Here is a 21,644-nt window from a genome sequence, read left to right on the forward strand (position 1 = left end):
ATATATCAATAATGGAGTTTGTTTAACTATGGCAAAGTACGTATACGCAATTTTACTTTCAATGATGTTTTCAATGAATGTATATAGTGCCGATGAAAAAGCGGTTGAAAACTTTGCTTACTATGGTTTTGAGCCAGACATTGTTACCAATTACATTTCAAATCGAAAAAAATTAGGATTTGTAAAAATAAGTGTCGAACTGATGGTGAAAGATCCTGATCACCTTTTATTGATTGAACATCATGATCCGTTACTGCGTGCCGCGATTGTTGAAGTCTTAGGTAATCAAGCTGAAGATAAAGTGAAATCATTAACGGGTCGTGAAGATATTCGCCGTGAGTGCTATGAAACCGTTAATAAGCTTTTAGAAGAAGAAACCGGACAACAAATCGTGGTTAATTTATTATTTACCAAGTACTTATACGATTAATGAAACCTCAAAGTAAATCAAAAGCAGTTAATACAAATACCAAAGGCACTGCACGCAAATCCGAAAGTCGCGCGAAGAGTGCCAAGCATGTGAAAAGTCAAAATAAAAAGAATCACCCAACAAATGCAAAAAAAGTAAAATCTATCTCAAAGGCGCTGCATCCAAGAAATAAGCATAATCAAGGCTATGATTTTGCAAAACTTATTTCAGAGTGTCCCAAATTGTCCCACTTTGTTAGGCCTAACCCTTACGGTAATTTATCAATAGATTTTTCCGATCCACAAGCGGTAAAAGCTCTTAATGCGGCTATATTAAAAACCGATTATCAGATTGAGCACTGGGATATACCTGAAGGCTTTTTGTGTCCGCCAGTGCCGGGTAGAGTGGACTATTTGCACTATATTGCTGACCTATTAAGTGTGAATGGCAAGGTACCAAAAGGTCAAAAAGTAAAGGCTCTAGACATTGGAACAGGAGCTAATGGCATATATCCATTATTGGGCATTCAATCGTATGGCTGGCAGTTTGTAGCAAGCGACATTGATCCTACTTCAATTGCGACTGTAGCTGGTGTTGCTGATAAAAATCAACTGATTAACCAAAAGCTTAGCTTGCGACTGCAAGCTGACGCTAACCATATCTTTAGCGGTATTATTGCCGATAATGAACGCTTTGATATCACCTTGTGTAACCCCCCTTTTCATCGTTCGTTAGAAGAGGCAACGCAAGGAAGTATTAAAAAGAATATCAATTTAGCAGCTAACAGAGCTAAGAAAGGCGTAAACAAGCCGCAAGCAACCAAAACTGCAAACGCTAACAAACAAGCGGCAAGCAGTTTGAATTTTGGTGGTCAGAAAGCTGAGCTTTGGTGCGAAGGTGGTGAGCAACAGTTTTTAGCCAATATGATTACTGAAAGCCAACAGTTTGCTTCGCAGTGTCTGTGGTTCAGTTCTTTAGTCTCTAAGTCAGAAAACTTAAAGCCTTGTTATGCTTTGCTAGAAAAGCTATCTGCAGACAGTGTCAAAACCATTGAAATGCAGCAAGGGAACAAAATTACTCGAGTATTAGCTTGGAGTTTTTTGACTGAGGTTCAGCGAAGACAGTGGGCTAAATTTAGAAATATGCAGTGAGTTCACATTCAGTTAGTGCAAAATTAGTGAATAAAAAGCAGTGACATGACTGACGGAGATTTTAAAGCTAATCAGTTCTTTACCCGAGTTAACAACCTCATATAATGGAGGTTGTTAACCTTTAGATATACTTTTACTTTTCTTTATTGGCATCAAAATCAATGTTTTCGGCGCCATGATAAACAAGGAAATGACGACCTTTAGCACGAGCAATAATGGTAATGCCCATCTTCTGTGCTAGTTCAAGCCCCATCTGAGTGACACCACTACGAGAAAGCAGTACAGGAATACCCATTTTAGCCACTTTGATCACCATCTCTGATGTAAGGCGACCTGTGGTATAAAAGATTTTATCGTTACCACTTTCGCCTTCTAACCACATGTCACCAGCTAAAGTATCAACAGCATTGTGACGACCTACATCTTCAATGAATGCTTGAATTTGATCGTCTTTACAAATACCACAGCCATGCACTGCACCAGCATTTTTGTAGGTGTCATTGTAGGCATTAATATTCTTCAGTAAGCTATACAGAGTAGACTGCTTAAGTTCAGGTTTAGGCAAGTTGATGTCATCAAGCCCTTGCATGAAGCCGCCGTAGACGGTGCCTTGGCCACAACCTGATGTTACTGTTTTTTCAGAAAGTTTTTCATCTAAATCGGCTGTTTTTTCTTGAGTTAAAATCGCAGCAGAATTGACATCCCAATCAACAATAATCGACTCAAGCAAATTCGCATCATTCACAAACCCTTGGTTTTTTAAATACCCTAGTGCTAATGACTCAGGCTTAGCCCCTAATGTCATCAAAGTCACAATCGGCTGCCAATTCAAGTAAACCGTTAGTGGTCTTTCACAGGCGACAAATTTATCAATGCTCTCACCTAATTCATTTATGGCTTTAACGGGCAGAGTTAATGGTACTTCAGCTTGGGTTTTGACCAGTTTTAGTGGGGCTTTGGTGCGTGTATTGGTTTGCGTCATTGATATTGTGGCCTCTGACTGTGTCATCTATCGCCATCATCGGCTAAAAGATGAGAATCGTGATTAAAACTAACTGAATATCAGCATAGCAACTTTTGTTCCTCTCACAGTAAGTAGATTGTAAATGCGTGATCTAACACTAAAGTTAATCAGTAACAGCTAATTAACGTAGCCTTATGTCCTAGTAAATTTAGCAATATGGACAAATTGTCCTACTCTTAGAGTTGATTAAGCGATCTAGGTCAAATTTTTGGTTTCATTTTATCTGGCATCATTTTTGCATTTTAATCACTAATTAGAAGAATAAGCCTGTTTATTTCAATATTTTAAGTCACACAGTTGTTAATCAACTTGATGTATTTATTGTATTTTTGTTTATTCCTCGTTGGTTCATGTTTTTAAGGGCAAAGCTTTTATGCAACACACTGAAGATGTTTGGCCTATGTATGTTTCGCTAAAGAAAGTCGAGAAGATGGTTGGTCGCTGGCCCTCTGTCACTTGGGAAGTTGACCAATTACTTCCTGCGACACATGAAGCTCCTGAAGGGGCGAAATTAGTTTTATTTGAATTACATAAAGATGAGCGTGGCAGTTACCGAATCAATCTCGATATGGACAACACCATGTTATATATCGTTTGTGATGAATTAGCTGATGAATCGTTAGTTCCAGCAGCAATCTCTTGCGACCAAAACGTGGCAGCAGGTTGTTTGGAGTCAGAAACCCCTGTGCTGAATGTACCTATGCCAGAAGCATTAGCTTGCTGGGTCGAAGCATTTATTACTCGTCATGGAGAAGTTGAGATATCAGCTAAGCGACGTAAGCATGTAAATCGTCGTAAAGGGCAAGGCCCAAGCGTAGATCACCTTCGGAGTCATTAATGAGCGATAAGCCTAGAGGTTTTTTCTCGCGTTGGAGTGAACGTAGAGAGCAAGTTGAAGCTGAAGCAGCACAAGAGCAAGCTGATAAAGAGTTACTCGCTGAGTCAGCGCAAACTGAGTCAACAGATGGCAGTGAACATCTTGAGACCCAGACGGTAGCATCAGATGCTGATCAAGCAGACAAAATACTTGAAGCAGAAGATTTACCGGATCCAGAGAAAATTGAAGTGGGTGGCAGTTTTGCTTCTTTCATGGGAGCAAATGTCTCTCCTGAAGCTAAATCAGCAGCATTAAAGGCGCTCTGGAAACAACCGCAGTATAACGAAATTGATGGCCTACTTGAGTATGCTCTTGATTACAGCAACCAACCTAAATTGAGCGCAGAAGTCTCAGCTGAGTTGGCTAAAAAAGTATTCCGAAACGTGATGAAAGACGAAGAAGAAACTGCTGAAGATGAAACGTTATTAGCAAGCGAGGGAGATGACTCAGTTGGTGATGCAACTGAAGCCCCGCAAGTATTAAATGAGAAGAGTGAATTAGTCGCAGAGACTGACTTAGTTAATCAGAGTGATGATCTGGTTATGGCACAGAATGCGGAACAACCGCTTCAAGCCCAAACTAAAGTTTAGTTATAAGCAAATAATTTTATGTCCACTATTTAGTGTCAGATTAAGAACTTATAGATTTCGAGCTGATGTGATTGATGCTTAAAGATGAAAGCCTCAATGACTAATGGATTTACAGCACAGTATAAGTCTTTTGCACACTAAAACTGTTCAGGAACGCAATGTGAGCAATAGTCAAACCCCGCTTGAACTACAACAAGTTCGTCAGCAGGTATTAGCACAGACTCAAGTGATTCAAAACTTGATTCCACCGACAGTGAGTTACACAACTGAAGGTAATGTGTTAGTCATCGGTCCAGAAGATTTGGCTCGATTAGCTGCAGACAAATTGTCTACTATGGCCAATACTGTGATTTTGGCCAATGAAGCCATTACTAGCCAAGATGAAGCGCATCTTGAAGCGGTAATGAATGCTGCCGTGAATAGCGAAAGCTATTACAACAAACTTATCTCAGTAAAAGGCTTTCTAGGGCAATTCCAAGTCACGGTTGAAAGTGAAGGTCAAGACAGCAACGCTGCTGAATTGAGCCTAGTTGCTATCCGCAAGCCACACTTTGATATTGTACTCGATTTGAGCATGAGCCCATGTTTAAACCTTGAAATGCTGCCACCTGGTTACTTTTACGTTGGTCAAGATGCTGAAAAACTAGCGGACGCATTGGATCAAATTCCAGATTTAGTCGGTGAATTTGATAAACCGCGTTATGTAAAAGTGAACAGTGATATCTGTGCTCATAACCGTAATGGCGTCAATGGTTGTAACCGTTGTCTGAATTTCTGTCCTGCTGATGCTATTAGCAGCATTGAGCAAAAAATCGAAATCGATCCTTACCTATGTCATGGCGCAGGCAGTTGCACTAATGCTTGTCCAACGGGTGCCATAGCATTTGATTTACCAACGCCACAAGCACTTCATAGCTACATTCAAAAATTAGTTAGTCGTTACCTTGAGCAAGCACAAGCTGCGCCTGTCATCTTATTCCATGACAGTGCCGTCGGTGCAGAGCTCATTACCGCTGATTTAGTGGGTGATATCATTCCGGTGGAACTGGAAGAAATCACCGTTGCGAGTATCGATCACTGGATGTCAGCACTTGCGTGGGGGGCACGTCAGGTATTAATTCTAAATACTGATGCGACAGCGCCGACATTGACGCAAATGCTTAACGGTGAATTGTCATTAGCTAACACCATTTTAGATGAAATGGGTCAGCCTCAACGCATTAGCTTAATTGATACCCAAACATTGGCATCGTTGAATGACAAATTGGCTATTAGCCTAGATTGGCCATTAATCGTTCCTGCTGCGTTCACACCAAGCACTAAGCGTGAAACCTTATACGCTGCAATTGATCATTTAAATGAACAAGCTGCAGCGACTGAGACCTGCATTGCGATTAGCAATGTCCCATACGGTAAAGTCGAAGTTAACGCTGACAAATGTACCTTGTGTATGTCGTGTGTTGCGACTTGTCCTACTCAAGCATTGACTGATGGCGGTGATAAACCTGCGCTTCATTTTGTTGAGCAAGACTGTGTTCAGTGTGGCTTATGTGAAAGTTCTTGTCCTGAAGATGTGATTAGCATTACCTCGCAAATCAATTTAGACCAAGCATCACGTCAGCAACGTCAAACGCTAAAAGAAGAGCCTCCGTTTGAATGTATTCGCTGTGGTACCGCGTTTGCAACTCAATCTATGGTTCATCGCATGATTGATATGATTGGAGGTCACTCAGCATTTAACGCCAATATTGAGCGTTTGAAAATGTGTGGTGATTGCCGCGTAAAAGATATGTTTGAAGACATTCTTGAAGACCCTGAGAAGCAACTTCGATAAGAGACCCGATATGACCGAATTAGTTAGAGAAATTTCAGAAAACGATCAGCTACGGGCAGATATTTACCAAATATTAGCAGCCTTATTACGTCGTCATCCAAGTGCTGAACTGCTTGCGTTTTTAGCAGAACTTGAAATTGATGCAGAAGAAGAAAGTGACATCACAGCGGCTTGGGCTGCATTGAAAGTTGCTGCAACCAAATACACAGAAAAAGAACTTGAAGAAGAATACTTCAACATTTTCTATGGTGTGGGTCGTGGTGAAGTACTGCCTTATGGTAGTTGGTTCATGACAGGTTCATTAATGGACAAGCCTTTAGCATTATTACGTCAAGACCTACTGCAATTAGGTTTTGCTCGTGAAGATGAAGTTAAAGAGCCTGAAGATCATGTTGCTGCATTATGTGAAGTCATGGGTACCTTGATTTTAGAAGCGCCTGGTTACCGCCAGTTAGCTTTTTACCAACGTCATATTGGCAGTTGGATTGCACGTTTCTGTGACACATTGGAAAAAACTCCAAGTGCTGCGTTTTACGCACCTGTTGCACAGTTAGCAAAAGCATTTTTTGAAATTGAAGCAAATGAATTTGAGCAATTAAGCTTAGACATTCCTGTGAACTGCCCTGGTAGTGAAGCAGAAGCTGCAGCATCAGAAAGTGTTGAAAAAATTGAACCTTCAACTAACGAATTGGCATCTTAATTTAGCCTTAGTTATTGCAGGTGCAAAGATTTATGCCGCTGAATGTTAATTCAGTGGCATAGACCGAAACGGGAGGCAACTCCCACTCAATCTAGGGTGTCACCACCCTGTTATTTAAGCGTTTATTAAGGAGAGACTATGAAGAAGCAAGCTTCCGTCATGGATCGTCGTCAAATGCTAAAAGCATTGGCTGTCGGTAGTGCCGCTGGCGCAGTTGCTACTGTTAGCGGACAAGCTCTAGCCGCCTCACCAGAAGCCACACCAGTTGTGGGTAAAAGTGATGGTTATAGAGAAACAAGCCATGTACGTAGTTACTACGATACGTTACGTAGTAAGTAATTAAAGGAGAATATGTGATGCGATTAACCCGCAAAACAGAGAAAGTTGAAGTAGCAGATAAACCTGCACTTGGACTGAATCGTCGCCAATTTTTGAAGTCAGCTACATTCGCTACAGGCGGTATTGCTGCGGCATCAATGCTTGGTGCTGGAATGATGCGTAAAGCAGAAGCCAAAGATGTACCACATGATGCACCAACTGAAGTAAAACGTACTATTTGTTCTCACTGTTCAGTGGGCTGTGGTATTTATGCTGAAGTACAAAATGGTGTTTGGACTGGTCAAGAGCCAGCATTCGATCATCCATTTAACGCTGGTGGCCACTGTGCAAAAGGTGCTGCATTACGTGAGCATGGTCATGGTGAAAAACGTCTTAAATACCCAATGAAGCTGGAAGGCGGAAAGTGGAAAAAACTTTCTTGGGAACAAGCGATTGAAGAGGTTGGCCAAAAAGCCTTAGATATCCGTCAAGAATCTGGTCCAGATTCAGTATTTTTCATGGGTAGTGCTAAGTTCTCTAACGAACAAGCTTATATGTACCGCAAATTAGCGGCAATGTGGGGCACGAACAACGTCGACCACTCTGCACGTATTTGTCACTCTACCACTGTAGCCGGTGTTGCAAACACTTGGGGTTACGGTGCGCAAACGAACTCATTTAATGACATTCGTAAATCGAAAGCGATGATGTTCATCGGTTCGAACCCTTGTGAAGCTCACCCAGTTTCAATGCAACACATCCTTGAAGGTAAAGAGCGCGGCGCGAAAATTATCGTAGTCGACCCTCGTTTCACCCGAACTGCAGCTAAGTCTGACGAGTTCGTGCATATTCGTCCTGGTACGGATATTCCTTACATTTATGGTTTGTTGTGGCATATTTTTGAAAACGGTTGGGAAGACCAAACTTTCATCGACCAACGTGTATACGGTATGGAACGTATCCGTGAGGAAGTGAAAAAGTGGAATCCTGCAGAAGTTGAGAATGTTGCCGGTGTACCTGAAAAGCAAATGCATCGTGTGGCTAAATTACTAGCTGAAACTAAACCAGGTACTGTGGTTTGGTGTATGGGTGGTACTCAGCATCACGTTGGTAATGCTAACACGCGTGCATACTGTATCCTGCAATTAGCCCTTGGTAACATGGGTGTTGAAGGTGGTGGTACTAACATTTTCCGTGGTCACGATAACGTTCAAGGTGCGACTGACTTTGGCTTATTATTCGATACATTACCTGGTTACTACGGCCTGAAAACAGGCTCTTGGAAACATTGGTGTAATGTGTGGGATCTTGAATATGACTGGGTTAAAAACCGTTTCGATCAAGAGCAACGTTTAGGTCAAGATCCTATGACCTCAACAGGTATCCCTTGTTCTCGTTGGCATGATGGTGTACTTGAAGACAAATCTAAGATTGCTCAGAAAGATAACATTCGCATGTCATTCTTCTGGGGCCAATCTGTAAACACTGAAACTCGTGGTCGTGAAGTGCGTGAAGCATTGAACAAAATGGACACAGTAGTTGTTGTGGATCCTTTCCCAACAATGGCGGGTGTTATGCACGAGCGTACTGATGGCGTTTACTTATTGCCAGCAGCAACTCAGTTTGAAACTTACGGTTCTGTATCGGCTTCAAACCGCTCACTACAGTGGCGTACACAGGTTATCGAACCATTATTTGAGTCAAAAGCTGACCACATTATTATGTATAAGCTGGCGAAAAAATGGGGTATCGAAGGCGAATTCTGTAAACATATCAAAGTGAATGGTGATGAGCCGTTGATTGAAGATATGACTCGAGAGTTCAACAAAGGTATGTGGACCATTGGTTACACAGGCCAAAGCCCTGAGCGTTTGAAAATGCACCAAGAAAACTGGGGCACGTTCGATATCGAGAGCTTAGAAGCACCAGGCGGCCCAGCTAAAGGTGAAACTTACGGTTTACCTTGGCCTTGTTGGGGCACACCAGAAAACAAACATCCAGGTACACAGATCCTTTATCGTACTGGACGTGAAGTTAAGTATGGTGGCGGTAACTTCCGTGCACGTTACGGTGTTGAGCATGAAGGTAATAACATTCTTGCAGAAGGTTCTTACTCGAAAGGCAGTGAAATTCAAGACGGTTATCCTGAATTTACCGCAGACATGCTTAAGCAGCTTGGTTGGTGGGATGATTTAACCGCTGAAGAAAAAGTTCACGCAGAAGGCAAAAACTGGAAAACAGATATTTCTGGTGGTATCCAACGCGTAGCGATTAATCACGGTTGTATCCCTTACGGTAACGCGAAAGCGCGTGTTATTGTTTGGAACTTCCCAGATGATATCCCAATCCATCGCGAGCCTTTATATACCCCTCGTCGTGACTTAGTGTCTAAGTACCCAACCTACGAAGACCGTATGGTTGCACGTCTTCCTACTCTGTATAAGTCTATTCAAGATAAAGACTTTGCTAAAGACTTCCCATTAGCAGTCACAACGGGTCGTTTAGTTGAGTACGAAGGTGGTGGTGAAGAAACGCGCTCAAATCCATGGCTTGCAGAATTACAGCAAGAAATGTTTATTGAGATTAACCCTGCTGATGCAGCAGATCGCGGCTTACGTGATGGTGATGACGTATTTGTTCACAGTCCAGAAGGCGCTAAAATCACAGTTAAAGCTATGGTGACTCCACGAGTCATTGCTGGTGAATGTTTCATGCCATACCACTTCGCGGGTGTTTTCGAAGGCAAGAGCCTAGAGAAGAGTTACCCAGAAGGAACGGTTCCTTATGTGATTGGTGAATCTGCCAATACCGTAATGACCTACGGTTATGATGTTGTGACTCAGATGCAAGAGACTAAGTCTAGCTTGTGTCAGATCAGCAAAGCCTAATTAACTTGATGAGGAGATAAGCCACTATGGCAGTCATGAAATTTTTGTGTGACACAAAACGCTGCATCGAGTGTAACGGTTGCGTCACAGCTTGTAAGAACGAAAACGATTCCGCTCTAGAGTGGGGAATTCAACGTCGACGTGTGGTTACTATCAATGATGGTGAACCAGGCGAAGCATCAATCTCAGTTGCATGTATGCACTGTACAGATGCACCTTGTATGGCCGTTTGTCCTGCAGATTGTTTTTATCAAACTGACGACGGCATTGTGCTGCATGACAAAGATACTTGTATCGGTTGTGGTTACTGTTTTTATGCTTGTCCTTTCGGTGCTCCACAGTTCCCGAAAAAGACTGCATACGGTAGCCGAGGCAAAATGGATAAGTGTACTTTCTGTGCCGGTGGCCCAGAAGAGAACCATTCAGAAGCTGAACGCCTGAAATACGGTGCGAACCGTATTGCTGAAGGTAAATTACCTATGTGTGCAGAGCTTTGTTCAACCAAAGCATTGTTAGCTGGTGATGCTGAGATTGTATCGACCATTTATCGCGAGCGTATGGCGAAACGTGGTAACCCGAATACCATTTGGGGCTATGATCCTAAAACAGGTGATTTGGTATAGGCAGTGCAAAAGGTTGCGGGCTTTGGTCCGTAACCAAGCAAGGAGTGACAATGTTGAACAAACAGTTAAACAAATCACTGCGTAGCTTGTTTGCTCTGTTGGTTCTGGTGATGGGGTTAGGGTTTTCAACCACAACTTTAGCGGCAGATGAACAATCAAGTAAGCAGCAGGCAGGGAAAGAAAACCCGGCAGATTTATGGCGAGCAGTTAAGGCTGGAGACAGCGGTTTTACGACAGCTCAAGGTATTGAACCAGGTGTATTGATTAATGTTGGCGGCAACGAAGGTCGATTAATTAGGGATAACTACATTACTCCAGGAGTAGCACTTGCTCTGGTTGGTGTATTTGGTGCCTTTTTAATATTTTACTTTGTTAATGGCCCGGCAAAATTAAGCAAAGGCTTCTCTGGCAAGATGGTCGAGCGTTGGTCAAAAGCAGACATTTGGCTACATTGGATTATGGCCATTGCTTGTCTAACCTTAATGCTGACAGGCTTAGTGATCATACTGGGTAAATTTGCAATTCAACCGTACGTAAGCGACAGCATTTGGGCGGGAGTGATTGCCTTTTGTAAGTTTGTACATGATTGGGTTGGTCCGGTATTTATCGTATCTTGGTTACTGTGTATCGTTAAGTGGATGCCACTTCAAACCATTAAAATGTATGACATCAAATGGTTCTTAGTGGTGGGTGGTTACATCAACTTTGGTCCATTTAAAGGTAAGCACCCTGATAGCGGTTTTGCTAACGCGGGTGAAAAAATGTGGTTCTGGACATTAGTCTTGTTCGGTCTATTTATCAGTGTATCTGGCATGATGTTAGTGTTACCTGGTTTGGATTTACCACGTGAAGCCTCGATGGTTGCATTACTCGTTCACGGTGTGAGCGCTGCTATTTTGATTGCATTTACGATTGTGCACATCTGGATGGCAACGGCATTAAGTGAAGGCGGTATGGAATCTATGGTATCTGGGTATTGTGATGAAAACTGGGCAATCCAGCATCATAATCTTTGGTACGATGAAATCAAAGCCAATGGTACGTTGAAATACCAAAAGTAAATTAGCTAAAGCCTTTAACGTTTAAGCAGTAAAAAACACCTCAACTGAGATTATCTCGTTGGGGTGTTTTTATTTGGAAGCTTCTTTTTTGTGGAAGTGTCGATAAGCTTTCAAGTACAGCTAATGGTGAGTATTACTGATTAAGTTTTTACTTTGTAAACAGACTGTCTTTCAACGGCCCATATTCATGAGCAAAAGACTCCCGATAAATATGCTTTGGGCATATCTCTCATTGACTTTATTTCAAAAAGTGACCTTTATCTAGATTGATGTTTTTCATCAGAAGTGCAGGCACAAAAATATTGTTGTTTCTGGCTTTGAACTAAGACATATAACCTCTCTCGATTTAGCTTCATTTAAACAAGAACGTCATTTGATTGTTAATGGATTCATTAAAGGTAATTAACCCTATTCTCTGTTTATTTTTAATAGCTAAAAGTACTATTCTATCTAGTTTTAAGCACTAAATGCTATATGTAAATAGGAAGAGTTATCACTACCAATAAAGTATGACAAACAGTGCTAACTTGATGAGATGTTAAGGTTTTTAACAATCGTTTCCTCCCTGCTTCAAGGCCCGTTCGAGGACTATTGAGAGATACCCATTTCAAAGTATGACTCAGTTAACGCTTTGTCGATTTTGTGTCGTTTTTTGGAATATGAACAGGGGTCAGATCAATTTATTTCAACTTATCTCTCTATATATTAGCCCGGTAAATTTTGGAACATTATTCATTTAGAAGTGTTTTTACCTTTTCGGTCTACTTTCATTAACTTGTTGTTAACAACTGTTTTGAAAAGTCGAAAAGGCCTATGAGGGCATCAACCAAAGAGTTGATGTGATTTAAACCGGGAGTAAAGATGAAGAAGCAACAGCCTGATCTGAACCGCAGATCTTTGCTGAAAGCCATCACCGTAGGTAGCGCTGCTACTGCAGCTATCGCTGTATCAGGTGTGAGTGTGGCTCAAGCAACCGAGAGTAACGTTAGCAGCAAAAATGCTAAAGGTTACAAAGAAACTGCGCATATTCGTAGCTACTACGATAGCTTACGCGGATAATTCAGGAGAAATAAGCGATGAAGTTAACTCGCAAGTCTACCGCAGCTCCTAAAGCTGCTACCAAGTCGCTCGGTATCAACCGTCGTCAATTTATGAAGAATGCAGGTATTGCAACTGGTGGTATCGCCGCTGCTTCATTAATGGGCACAGGTATGATGCGTAGAGCTGAAGCTCATGATGTACCGCATGATGCACCTACTGAAATCAAACGCACTGTATGTTCTGCATGTGCTGTTGGTTGTGGTTTATACGCAGAAGTACAAAATGGTGTTTGGACTGGTCAAGAACCAGCTTTCGATCACCCATTTAATGCTGGTGGCCACTGTGCTAAAGGTGCTGCATTACGTGAACATGGTCACGGTGAAAAGCGTCTTAAGTACCCAATGAAACTTGTTGATGGCAAGTGGAAAAAATTATCTTGGGAACAAGCTTACAACGAAGTCGGCGACAAAATGCTTGATATTCGTGAAGAGTCAGGTCCTGATTCAGTTTACTTTATGGGTAGTGCTAAGTTCTCGAACGAAGGCTGCTACATGTATCGTAAATTTGCGGCAATGTGGGGCACGAACAACGTCGATCACTCTGCACGTATTTGTCACTCTACCACGGTAGCTGGTGTTGCTAACACTTGGGGCTACGGTGCGCAAACTAACTCTTTCAATGATATCCAGAATGCAAATGCAATCTTCTTCATCGGTGCAAACCCGGCTGAAGCGCATCCAGTTGCAATGCAGCATATCTTAATCGCGAAAGAGAAAAACAACGCTAAGATTATCGTTGTTGACCCTCGTTTCTCTCGTACTGCAGCGCACGCTGACCTACATTGTGGTCTTCGTCCTGGTACTGATATTCCATTCATCTACGGTATGCTTTGGCACATCTTCGAAAATGGTTGGGAAGACAAAACGTTCATCCAAGAACGTGTTTTCGAAATGGAAACAATTCGCGAAGAAGTGAAAAAGTTCCCACCGAAAGAAGTTGCTGACATCACTGGTTGTAGCGAAGAAGAAGTTTACCAAGCTGCGAAAATGATGGCAGATAACCGTCCAGGTACTGTTGTTTGGTGTATGGGTGGTACTCAGCATCACGTCGGTAATGCGAACACTCGTGCTTACTGTATCCTTCAATTAGCACTAGGTAACATGGGTGTTAAAGGCGGCGGAACAAATATTTTCCGTGGTCACGATAACGTTCAAGGCGCAACTGACTTAGGTTTGTTATTCGATAACTTACCTGGTTACTACGGCCTGACTTCTGGCGCATGGGATCACTGGACAAACGTTTGGGACCTAGATAGAGATTGGGTTTCTAGCCGTTTTGACCAAAATGAATACCTTGGCCGTGTTCCAATGAACACTCCGGGTATCCCTTGTTCTCGCTGGCATGATGGTGTTTTAGAAACGCCTGAAAAATTAGCTCAAAAAGACCGTGTACGTATGGGCTTCTTCTGGGGTCAATCAGTTAACACTGAAACTCGTCAAGATGATGTTCGTGAAGCACTAGACAAGATGGACACAGTAGTTGTTGTGGATCCTTTCCCAACAATGGCTGGTGTTATGCACCGTCGTCAAAACGGCGTGTACTTGCTACCAGCTTGTACTCAGTTTGAAACTGAAGGTTCAGTATCTAACTCTGGTCGTTCACAACAATGGCGTGAAAAGATTGTTGAGCCATTATTTGAATCAAAAACTGACCTTGAGATTATGTATCGTCTATCTCAAAAGCTTGGTTTTGCTGATGAGTACACTAAGCGTATCGCTAAAGATGCAAATGATGTACTAGTCATTGAAGACATTACTCGCGAAATTAACCGCGGTATGTGGACTATTGGTATGTCAGGTCAAAGCCCTGAGCGTATCAAAGAACACACTCAAAACTGGGGCACGTTCAGCAACAAGACTCTTGAAGCTGCTGGCGGACCTGCTAAAGGCGAAACTTACGGTTTACCTTGGCCTTGTTGGGGTACTCCGGAGCAGAAGCATCCAGGTACTCAAATTCTTTACAATACGCATAAGCACGTGCTTGACGGCGGCGGTAACTTCCGTGCCCGTTACGGTATTGAATACAAAGGTAAAAACTTGTTAGCGGAAGGCAGCTTCTCTAAAGGCGCTGAAATCACTGACGGTTACCCAGAGTTCACTGCAGACATGCTTAAACAGCTTGGCTGGTTTGACGAACTGACTGCTGAAGAAAAAGTTCACGCAGAAGGTAAAAACTGGAAAACTGATATCTCTGGTGGTATCCAACGCGTTGCAATGAAGCACGGCTGTATCCCTTACGGTAATGCTAAAGCTCGTTGTATTGTATGGACATTCCCTGATGAAGTACCTGTTCACCGTGAGCCGTTATACACGCCTCGTCGTGACTTAGTATCTAAGTACCCAACGTACGCTGATATGCAAGTACATCGTTTACCAACACTGTACAAGTCAATTCAAGACAATGACAACTCTGCTAAGTACCCACTTGCATTAACGTCAGGCCGTCTGGTTGAGTACGAAGGTGGTGGTGAAGAGTCTCGTTCTAACCCTTGGTTAGCAGAACTTCAACAAGAAATGTTTGTTGAAATTAACCCTGCAGATGCAGCTGATCGTGGTCTACGTGATGGCGATACAGTTTGGTTAGAAGGTGCTGAAGGCGGACGCATCAAGATTAAAGCAATGGTCACTCCACGCGTTAAGCCTGGTGTAACTTGGATGCCATACCACTTCGCGGGTGAAATGCACGGCGAAAGCCTTGCACCTAACTATCCAGAAGGCACTGTACCTTACGTATTAGGTGAATCAGCTAACACTGCACTGACCTATGGTTATGACCCTGTAACACAAATGCAGGAAACCAAAGCGTCGCTTTGTCAAATTGAAAAAGCGTAATTGCAGCTTAAGCTAGGAGAATTGCCAAATGGCTACAATGAAATTTTTATGTGATACCAAGCGCTGCATTGAATGTAATGGTTGTGTCACAGCTTGTAAAAACGAAAACGACTCTGCTCTAGAGTGGGGTATTCAACGTCGTCGCGTAGTAACCATCAATGATGGTGTTAAAGGCGAAGCGTCTATCTCTGTTGCTTGTATGCACTGTAGTGATGCACCTTGTATGGCTGTATGTCCTGCAGATTGTTTCTACAAAACAGAAGACGGTATCGTTCTTCACGACAAAGATACTTGTATCGGTTGTGGTTACTGTTTATATGCATGTCCGTTCGGAGCTCCTCAGTTCCCTCAGTCTGGTGCTTTTGGTAGCCGTGGCAAAATGGACAAGTGTACTTTCTGTGCCGGTGGCCCTGAAGAAGATCATTCACACGCTGAGCGTGAGAAGTACGGTGCAAACCGTGTCGCTGAAGGTAAGCTTCCAATGTGTGCTGAGCTTTGTGCAACTAAGTCGCTACTTGCTGGTGATGCAGAAATCGTTTCTGCCATCTTCCGTGAGCGTGTTGCTTATCGCGGTGCTAACAAAGGTGTTTGGGGTTAATCTCCGCCTAAGTTAGTCAGCTTAGCTATGATGCCTGAGGCAACTCGGGCATCGAATAGCATAGAGGATGTATTATGAACAAGTGGTTCAAACAAATTGGCGTTGTTATCGCACTGATGTTCAGTGTTATGACATTCGCACACGCTAGTGGAAGTGGTGAAGAATCTCTTACCGTTCAAGATGGCAATGCGCAATTATGGGCACAGCTTAAAGACGGTGTAGAGGGACGTACCACATCTACCAGTGAGTTCCATGCACAACCAATCAATACTTATGATTTACGTGTATTCGAACTTCGTAGTGACTTATTAGCGCCAGCTTTAATGGCTGCGTTATTTGGCATGATCATCATCTTCTTACTGTTTATTAAAATAAACGGTATTTCAAAATTACACGGTGGTTTCACCGGTAAGATGGTGTATCGCTGGTCTAAATTTGATGTATCAATTCACTGGTTAGGTGCGATTCCTTGCTTGTTATTGATTCTGACAGGTTTAGTACTACTTGCTGGTCGTTTCTTCTTCCAACCGTATATCGGTGAAGGAATGTGGGCTGGTATGGTAAATGCTTCTAAAGTTATCCATGATTATATGGCTATCCCATTCATGTTGGGTTGGGCGTTAATGGTAGTACTTTGGGCTAAAAACCAAATGCCAAAAATGTACGACATTAAATGGATGATGGTTGTTGGTGGTTACATTAACTTCGGTCCATTTAAAGGTAAGCACCCTGACGCTGGCTTTGCTAACGCAGGTGAAAAACTATGGTTCTGGGCTTTCGCTCTATTCGGTCTATTCATCTCAGTATCAGGAATGTTATTACTATTCCCGAACTTATTTGAACCAAGCCGTAACCTAAGCTTACTTGCTCTTATTGTTCACTCAGTAAGTGCTATCGTTATCTGTGCTTTCTCTATCGTACATATCTTCATGGCAACAGCTATGTCAGAAGGTGGTATGGATTGTATGGTGTCTGGCTACTGTGATGAGCAGTGGGCTAAGCAGCATCACAACCTTTGGTATGACGAAATCAAAGAAAAAGGCGAGCTTAAATATAAAGACTAATTAGTCTTAATATTAAGTCGTAAACACCCTCAACAGCATCGCTTTTGAGGGTGTTTTTATATCTGAAACTTTAAACCCAACCTGGCAACATCAATCTTTATTATATTTAACATATGGATAGTGTATATTAGATTCTGATTAATTAATGAGTACTAATCTGTGATCTTCATGGTAAAAATCAACAGATATAGTTGTGATTAACCCCTAAGTTATAGATAGTTCACATAATGGTTACTCGATTGAGAGTACTCTGCTCAATCTGCAACCAAGTAGCGTTGCTAGTGTGTACAAATTTTTAGATAGGAAGTGCTATGTCATCGATAATTAAGCCATCAGATAAAATTATCCAATCGCCTTATGAAGCGAATATTACCACCCCAGATTGGATGATTAGCGGGATGGAAAAAGTGATGCAGTTTTATGTTGATCGTAACTTACGATTAGATACTGTTTCAGCTGAAATGATGCCAAAGCCTGTTGAAGGTAAAAAGTACATGCTATATGCGCATGTGCCTTTTTGTCATACCTTATGTTCATATTGTACTTTCCATCGCTTCCTATTTAAGGAAGAAAAAGCGCGTCGCTATTTTGTTTCGCTGCGTAAAGAAATGGATATGGTTAAAAATTTAGGTTACGACTTCGAATCTATGTACATTGGTGGCGGGACGACTACGGTACTCGAAGACGAACTAGCACGCACAATTGAACATGCTAAAACTTTATTCCCAAATATTAAAGAAGTGTCGTGTGAATCTGATCCACAACACTTAGATAGCGATGGCTTTAAGCAATTAAAAGGCTTAGTGGATCGTATGTCTATCGGTGTTCAAAGTTTTAATGATGACATTTTGACCATGACAGACCGAATTGAGAAGTTTGGTAATGGCCAGCAAACTTTTGACCGCATCATGGCGGCAAAAGAGTTATTCCCAATTATTAATGTTGATTTGATTTTCGGTTTCCGTGGTCAAACAGATGAGATTATTCAACATGATTTGGATATGGCATCAAAATTAGACCCACGCCAAATCACCACTTACCCATTAATGATTACCCACCAAACTCGTAAGAGTGTTAAGGGGAAATTGGCTGCGCCGCACGGTGATATGGCCCGTCAGTATCGTCAGATTTTGAATAGCTTAAATGGTCAATACACGCAGCTTTCAGGTTGGGCATTTGGTAAAGCCAATAATGAAGGCTTCGACGAATACGTTATCGATTTCGATGAGTATTTAGGTGTCGGTTCTGGTTCATTCAGCTTTTTGGATGACACCTTGTACGTAAATACCTTCTCGCTCAAAAAATACCAACAGCGTATTGAAAACGGTTTGATGGGGGTTGAGCAACAAAAGCAATATGGCAAAAAAGAAGTTATGCAATACCGCTTCTTGTTAGGCATGTTCTCTGGTCGCCTTTCTCGCAAATACTTCCGCGATACGTTCGGTGTAAACTTAGATACTGCGTTATTTAAAGAAATGGCATCAATGAAATTAATGGGCGCCATTAAAAATGACCCGAATGACCCTGATAAAATTATTTGGACCGATAACGGTAAAATGATGGGCTTATTGATGATGAAAGAATTCTACTCAGGTATGGATAACGTGCGCGCACAACTGCGTAAGCCACTGACACCTGAAGATATGTAATTCTGACACCAGTTGTTTCTAAATAGCTAGAATAAAGGCAGTGATAATCATCACTGCCTTTTTTGTTTTTTGCAGTATACTGATTTTGATATCGACCGAAGGTGCTATTCATTTAAAGCGCTTTTTTAAGACCTTCAATTTGAGATTAAACGCTGAATATAGAGACTGCTATGGCCAACATTTTACTGCTTGCCAATATTAATTGTGACCGACTACTTGAACTTGATAAACCCCTGCAAACAGGTGGACGCTTCCATTATCAAGACGGAGGCTTAAGGTTAGGTGGTGGCGGAGCTAATACAGGTATTGGCCTTGTGTGGGCTGGTCATTCTGTTTCGTTAGTAAGCCAAGTGGGAAATGATAAAATTGGCAACTGGATTTTAGCTCAAGCAAGCACCCAAGGTTTAGATTGTCGCTTAGTAGAACGCTTTCAAGGTAATACCTGTGAAATGTTATTGGTAATGACACCTGATGGCGAACGCACGATAATCCGTCCTGAAAGACCTATTTTTGAGCTATCTTCGCCGCCAAAGTGGCAACAATTTGATGCTTTATACTCTAACTCTTCAGCTAAAGGTATTAGTCGCTGGACAGAGTCTGCACTGGATTCTTGCTTGGTTGTATCTCAATTAGCTAAAGACGAGCGAGTGCGTCCGTGTCATATTTTGATTGCTTCAATCACTGATATGGAAGGGCGTTGTAATGGTGATAAGTGGGGCTTTGCTGCAAGCATTGCTGGTGAGTCTTTACGTTACTTTGTGGTCACAGATGGTGAGAATGGAGCCATTGCCTACAGTGAGCATGAACAAGTTCATGTGCCTGCGGTTTTATCAGAGGTGGTGGATACTACAGGTGCTGGTGATGCCTATGCCGCAGGCTTGATTCATTACCTGTGTGAGCAAAAAACCATTGGTGAAGCAATGGAAGAAGGGGCGAGATGGGCTGCATTTGCTGTTGCTACACCAAGTTCTGTACCAGGAGATGGCTTAAAAACCTACCTAGAAACATAGTAAAACGAGTCATAATGACAAGTTCATTCTTCCGTCATATAACTGTCTCTGTTCTGTCATGAACTGCATTTATAATTTTGCCGTAATTTGTTGAAAGGCAATCTTTTCCGCTAAAGATTAGTTTTAAATAATCCTTCCTACTTCCTGGAAGTTAATTGCAATCCTATTTATTTTGTTTGAATTTATGGCCCTGTATTCCCCCATTTGCAGGGCCTTTTTTATCTAATAAACAAACTACCTAATCACTCAGCCTGATCCATACTCAACTCTAGCGATAAAAGTCGATGCGTCTTTAATGCTTTTCAGTTAGTATTTACATTGGTTTAACATGTTCGCATATACCAGTTCTTTTAGATGCCATCATCGTTTGAGGCTTTGAAGAACTAAGATTTAGTAGGGGCGTTATGGGAAATAAAGTTTGGAACGATAAGAAGCGTTTTATATGGATGCTATCTATATTGCTGTTAGCCGCATTTATTGTCACCAGCGGTATTAGTTATCAAGTCGCTCATGAGTCATTAAGCGAACAAATTGAAGACAATACATTGCCACTCACCAGTGACAATATCTATTCAGAAATTCAACAAGACCTACTACGACCTATCTTTATATCCTCCTTAATGGCACAAGACACTTTTGTCAGAGACTGGACCATTAATGATGAACAAGAACCTGAAAAATTAGTTCGATACCTCAAAGAAATTCAAGAAAAGTACAATACTGTCACCAGTTTTTTTGTGTCAGAAGCTAGCCGAAATTATTATCATTCCACGGGTGTATTACGAAAAATAGAAGACGTGTCTGTTGATGATGCTTGGTACTTTAGAGTGCGCTCATTACCAACATCTGAAGACTATGAAATCAATATTGATACCGATACAGCAAATAAAAATCGTACGGTTATTTATGTGAACTATAAAGTGTATGACTTTGATGGAAACTTTATTGGTGTCACCGGAGTTGGCTTAGCAGTTGAAAGCGTTAAAAAGATGATTGAGCTTTATCAAACTCGCTATAACCGTAAAGTGTACTTTTCTGATAGACAAGGCAACATTACTCTACGTAGTGAAGGGTTTGATGGCGCTTCAACATTGCAGTCTACCCAAGGTTTAGAAAAGTTAGCCACACGTATTTTAACGAGTCCAAGTGCTTCTTTTTCTTATCTACGGGATAATCGCACGATATACCTCAACAGCCGATTAGTGGAAGAATTCCAATGGTATTTGATGGTAGAGCAAGATGAAGTGTTAGCTGAGAAAAAGTTACTGACCACCTTTTGGGTGAACATTGGCCTGAGTTTAGTGGTGACCTTTGGGATATTACTTATTGCCAATATGACTCTAGGTAAATATCAACGAAAACTTGAGATGATGGCCTCTACCGATAAATTAACGGGGGCGGCAAATAGGCAAGCATTTGAAGAGTACTTTACTCGTTCAATATCTCGTGCGGTGGTTGAGTCGATTCCCATGGCTGTTTTGATACTCGATATTGATCATTTCAAACAGGTGAATGATAAATATGGTCATAATATTGGGGACTTAGTTATTCAGTCTGCGGCTAATGTGCTCAAGTTACATTTAAGTAATGCCGACTTACTATGTCGCTGGGGCGGCGAAGAGTTTTTGATATTGTTGCCGAACAACAATGCCAGTCAAGCACATGATTTAGCAGATAAAATACGAGAGTCTGTTGCAGCGAAAAACATAAAAGTAAATGGCAGTGATATTAATATCACCATCAGCTGCGGTGTGGCAGAGTACCGTAAAACAGAAACTCCAGAAGAGTTAATTAACCGTGCAGATATCGCCTTATATCAAGCGAAAGAGCAAGGACGGAATCAGGTAGTCTTATCCTATTAATTAATTGTTTTATGGTTAAACGAAAACGTTAATACAAATTCAACGACGAGAGAG

18 protein-coding genes are annotated in these 21,644 nt (G+C 41.8%); 17 read left to right on the forward strand and 1 reads right to left on the reverse strand.

Translation table 11 applies throughout. The features are described 5' to 3' along the window. Nucleotides 1–28 precede the first annotated feature (28 nt). Together K5Q58_RS11080 and rlmF are read left to right on the forward strand one after the other, a co-directional pair. The gene (locus K5Q58_RS11080) at nt 29–430 is read left to right on the forward strand and encodes a flagellar basal body-associated protein FliL (RefSeq protein ID WP_220753992.1); all 402 of its coding nucleotides are present in this window, start codon (nt 29–31) and stop codon (nt 428–430) included. Then, nucleotides 430–1,560 carry a 23S rRNA (adenine(1618)-N(6))-methyltransferase RlmF gene (gene rlmF, locus K5Q58_RS11085; RefSeq protein WP_220753993.1) on the forward strand — a complete coding sequence of 377 codons (1,131 nt, stop codon included), beginning with the start codon at nt 430–432 and terminating at the stop codon, nt 1,558–1,560. Before K5Q58_RS11080 ends, rlmF begins: the two co-directional genes overlap by 1 nt. 133 nt (nt 1,561–1,693) lie before the next feature. Here rlmF and K5Q58_RS11090 read toward each other — a convergent pair whose 3' ends face one another. Beyond that, nucleotides 1,694–2,542 (reverse strand): formate dehydrogenase accessory sulfurtransferase FdhD, encoded by an 849-nt coding sequence (locus tag K5Q58_RS11090; RefSeq protein ID WP_259651323.1) that lies wholly within the window; start codon nt 2,540–2,542, stop codon nt 1,694–1,696. A gap of 415 nt (nt 2,543–2,957) precedes the next feature. On the opposite strand from K5Q58_RS11090, the gene K5Q58_RS11095 reads away from it, so the two are divergent. The 15 genes from K5Q58_RS11095 to K5Q58_RS11165 all read left to right on the forward strand — a co-directional run bounded on the left by K5Q58_RS11095 (nt 2,958) and on the right by K5Q58_RS11165 (nt 21,590). Then, complete coding sequence (locus K5Q58_RS11095) at nt 2,958–3,422, forward strand: DUF3305 domain-containing protein (RefSeq protein ID WP_220753995.1); 465 nt, start codon at nt 2,958–2,960, stop codon at nt 3,420–3,422. Next, a complete protein-coding gene (locus tag K5Q58_RS11100; protein ID WP_220753996.1) occupies nt 3,422–4,051 on the forward strand; it encodes a DUF3306 domain-containing protein in 630 nt (209 codons plus the stop codon). Before K5Q58_RS11095 ends, K5Q58_RS11100 begins: the two co-directional genes overlap by 1 nt. Before the next feature lie 160 nt (nt 4,052–4,211). Next, complete coding sequence (locus tag K5Q58_RS11105) at nt 4,212–5,885, forward strand: 4Fe-4S binding protein (RefSeq protein ID WP_259651321.1); 1,674 nt, start codon at nt 4,212–4,214, stop codon at nt 5,883–5,885. A 10-nt stretch (nt 5,886–5,895) separates the two neighbouring features. Then, a complete protein-coding gene (locus K5Q58_RS11110; RefSeq protein WP_220753998.1) occupies nt 5,896–6,585 on the forward strand; it encodes a molecular chaperone in 690 nt (229 codons plus the stop codon). A 138-nt stretch (nt 6,586–6,723) separates the two neighbouring features. Continuing rightward, nucleotides 6,724–6,924: a twin-arginine translocation signal domain-containing protein gene (locus K5Q58_RS11115; RefSeq protein ID WP_153912917.1), complete on the forward strand. Its 201-nt coding sequence runs from the start codon at nt 6,724–6,726 to the stop codon at nt 6,922–6,924. Nucleotides 6,925–6,941: 17 nt separating this feature from the next. Next, nucleotides 6,942–9,791 (forward strand): formate dehydrogenase subunit alpha, encoded by a 2,850-nt coding sequence (locus K5Q58_RS11120; RefSeq protein WP_220754057.1) that lies wholly within the window; start codon nt 6,942–6,944, stop codon nt 9,789–9,791. 26 nt (nt 9,792–9,817) lie between these two features. After that, nucleotides 9,818–10,414: a formate dehydrogenase FDH3 subunit beta gene (gene fdh3B, locus K5Q58_RS11125; RefSeq protein WP_220753999.1), complete on the forward strand. Its 597-nt coding sequence runs from the start codon at nt 9,818–9,820 to the stop codon at nt 10,412–10,414. A 50-nt stretch (nt 10,415–10,464) separates the two neighbouring features. After that, complete coding sequence (locus K5Q58_RS11130) at nt 10,465–11,475, forward strand: formate dehydrogenase subunit gamma (protein WP_220754000.1); 1,011 nt, start codon at nt 10,465–10,467, stop codon at nt 11,473–11,475. 861 nt (nt 11,476–12,336) lie between these two features. Further along, the gene (locus K5Q58_RS11135; RefSeq protein ID WP_102527589.1) at nt 12,337–12,534 is read left to right on the forward strand and encodes a twin-arginine translocation signal domain-containing protein; all 198 of its coding nucleotides are present in this window, start codon (nt 12,337–12,339) and stop codon (nt 12,532–12,534) included. Between the two features lie 17 nt (nt 12,535–12,551). Continuing rightward, entirely contained in the window at nt 12,552–15,407 is a 2,856-nt protein-coding gene (locus K5Q58_RS11140; RefSeq protein ID WP_220754001.1) for a molybdopterin-dependent oxidoreductase, read from the forward strand. A gap of 28 nt (nt 15,408–15,435) precedes the next feature. Then, on the forward strand, nt 15,436–16,005 hold the full coding sequence (gene fdh3B / locus K5Q58_RS11145; RefSeq protein ID WP_220754002.1) for a formate dehydrogenase FDH3 subunit beta: 570 nt from the start codon (nt 15,436–15,438) through the stop codon (nt 16,003–16,005). A 74-nt stretch (nt 16,006–16,079) separates the two neighbouring features. Further along, a complete protein-coding gene (locus tag K5Q58_RS11150; protein WP_220754003.1) occupies nt 16,080–17,069 on the forward strand; it encodes a formate dehydrogenase subunit gamma in 990 nt (329 codons plus the stop codon). Between the two features lie 311 nt (nt 17,070–17,380). Then, on the forward strand, nt 17,381–18,718 hold the full coding sequence (locus tag K5Q58_RS11155; protein ID WP_220754004.1) for a coproporphyrinogen III oxidase family protein: 1,338 nt from the start codon (nt 17,381–17,383) through the stop codon (nt 18,716–18,718). Between the two features lie 170 nt (nt 18,719–18,888). Continuing rightward, on the forward strand, nt 18,889–19,728 hold the full coding sequence (locus K5Q58_RS11160) for a PfkB family carbohydrate kinase (protein ID WP_220754005.1): 840 nt from the start codon (nt 18,889–18,891) through the stop codon (nt 19,726–19,728). A gap of 404 nt (nt 19,729–20,132) precedes the next feature. Further along, nucleotides 20,133–21,590, forward strand: coding sequence for a sensor domain-containing diguanylate cyclase (locus K5Q58_RS11165; protein ID WP_220754006.1), 1,458 nt, complete (start codon nt 20,133–20,135; stop codon nt 21,588–21,590). Nucleotides 21,591–21,644: the final 54 nt, after the last annotated feature.

The organism is Shewanella sp. KT0246 (assembly GCF_019654955.1).
Classification (GTDB): Bacteria; Pseudomonadota; Gammaproteobacteria; order Enterobacterales; family Shewanellaceae; genus Shewanella; species Shewanella goraebulensis.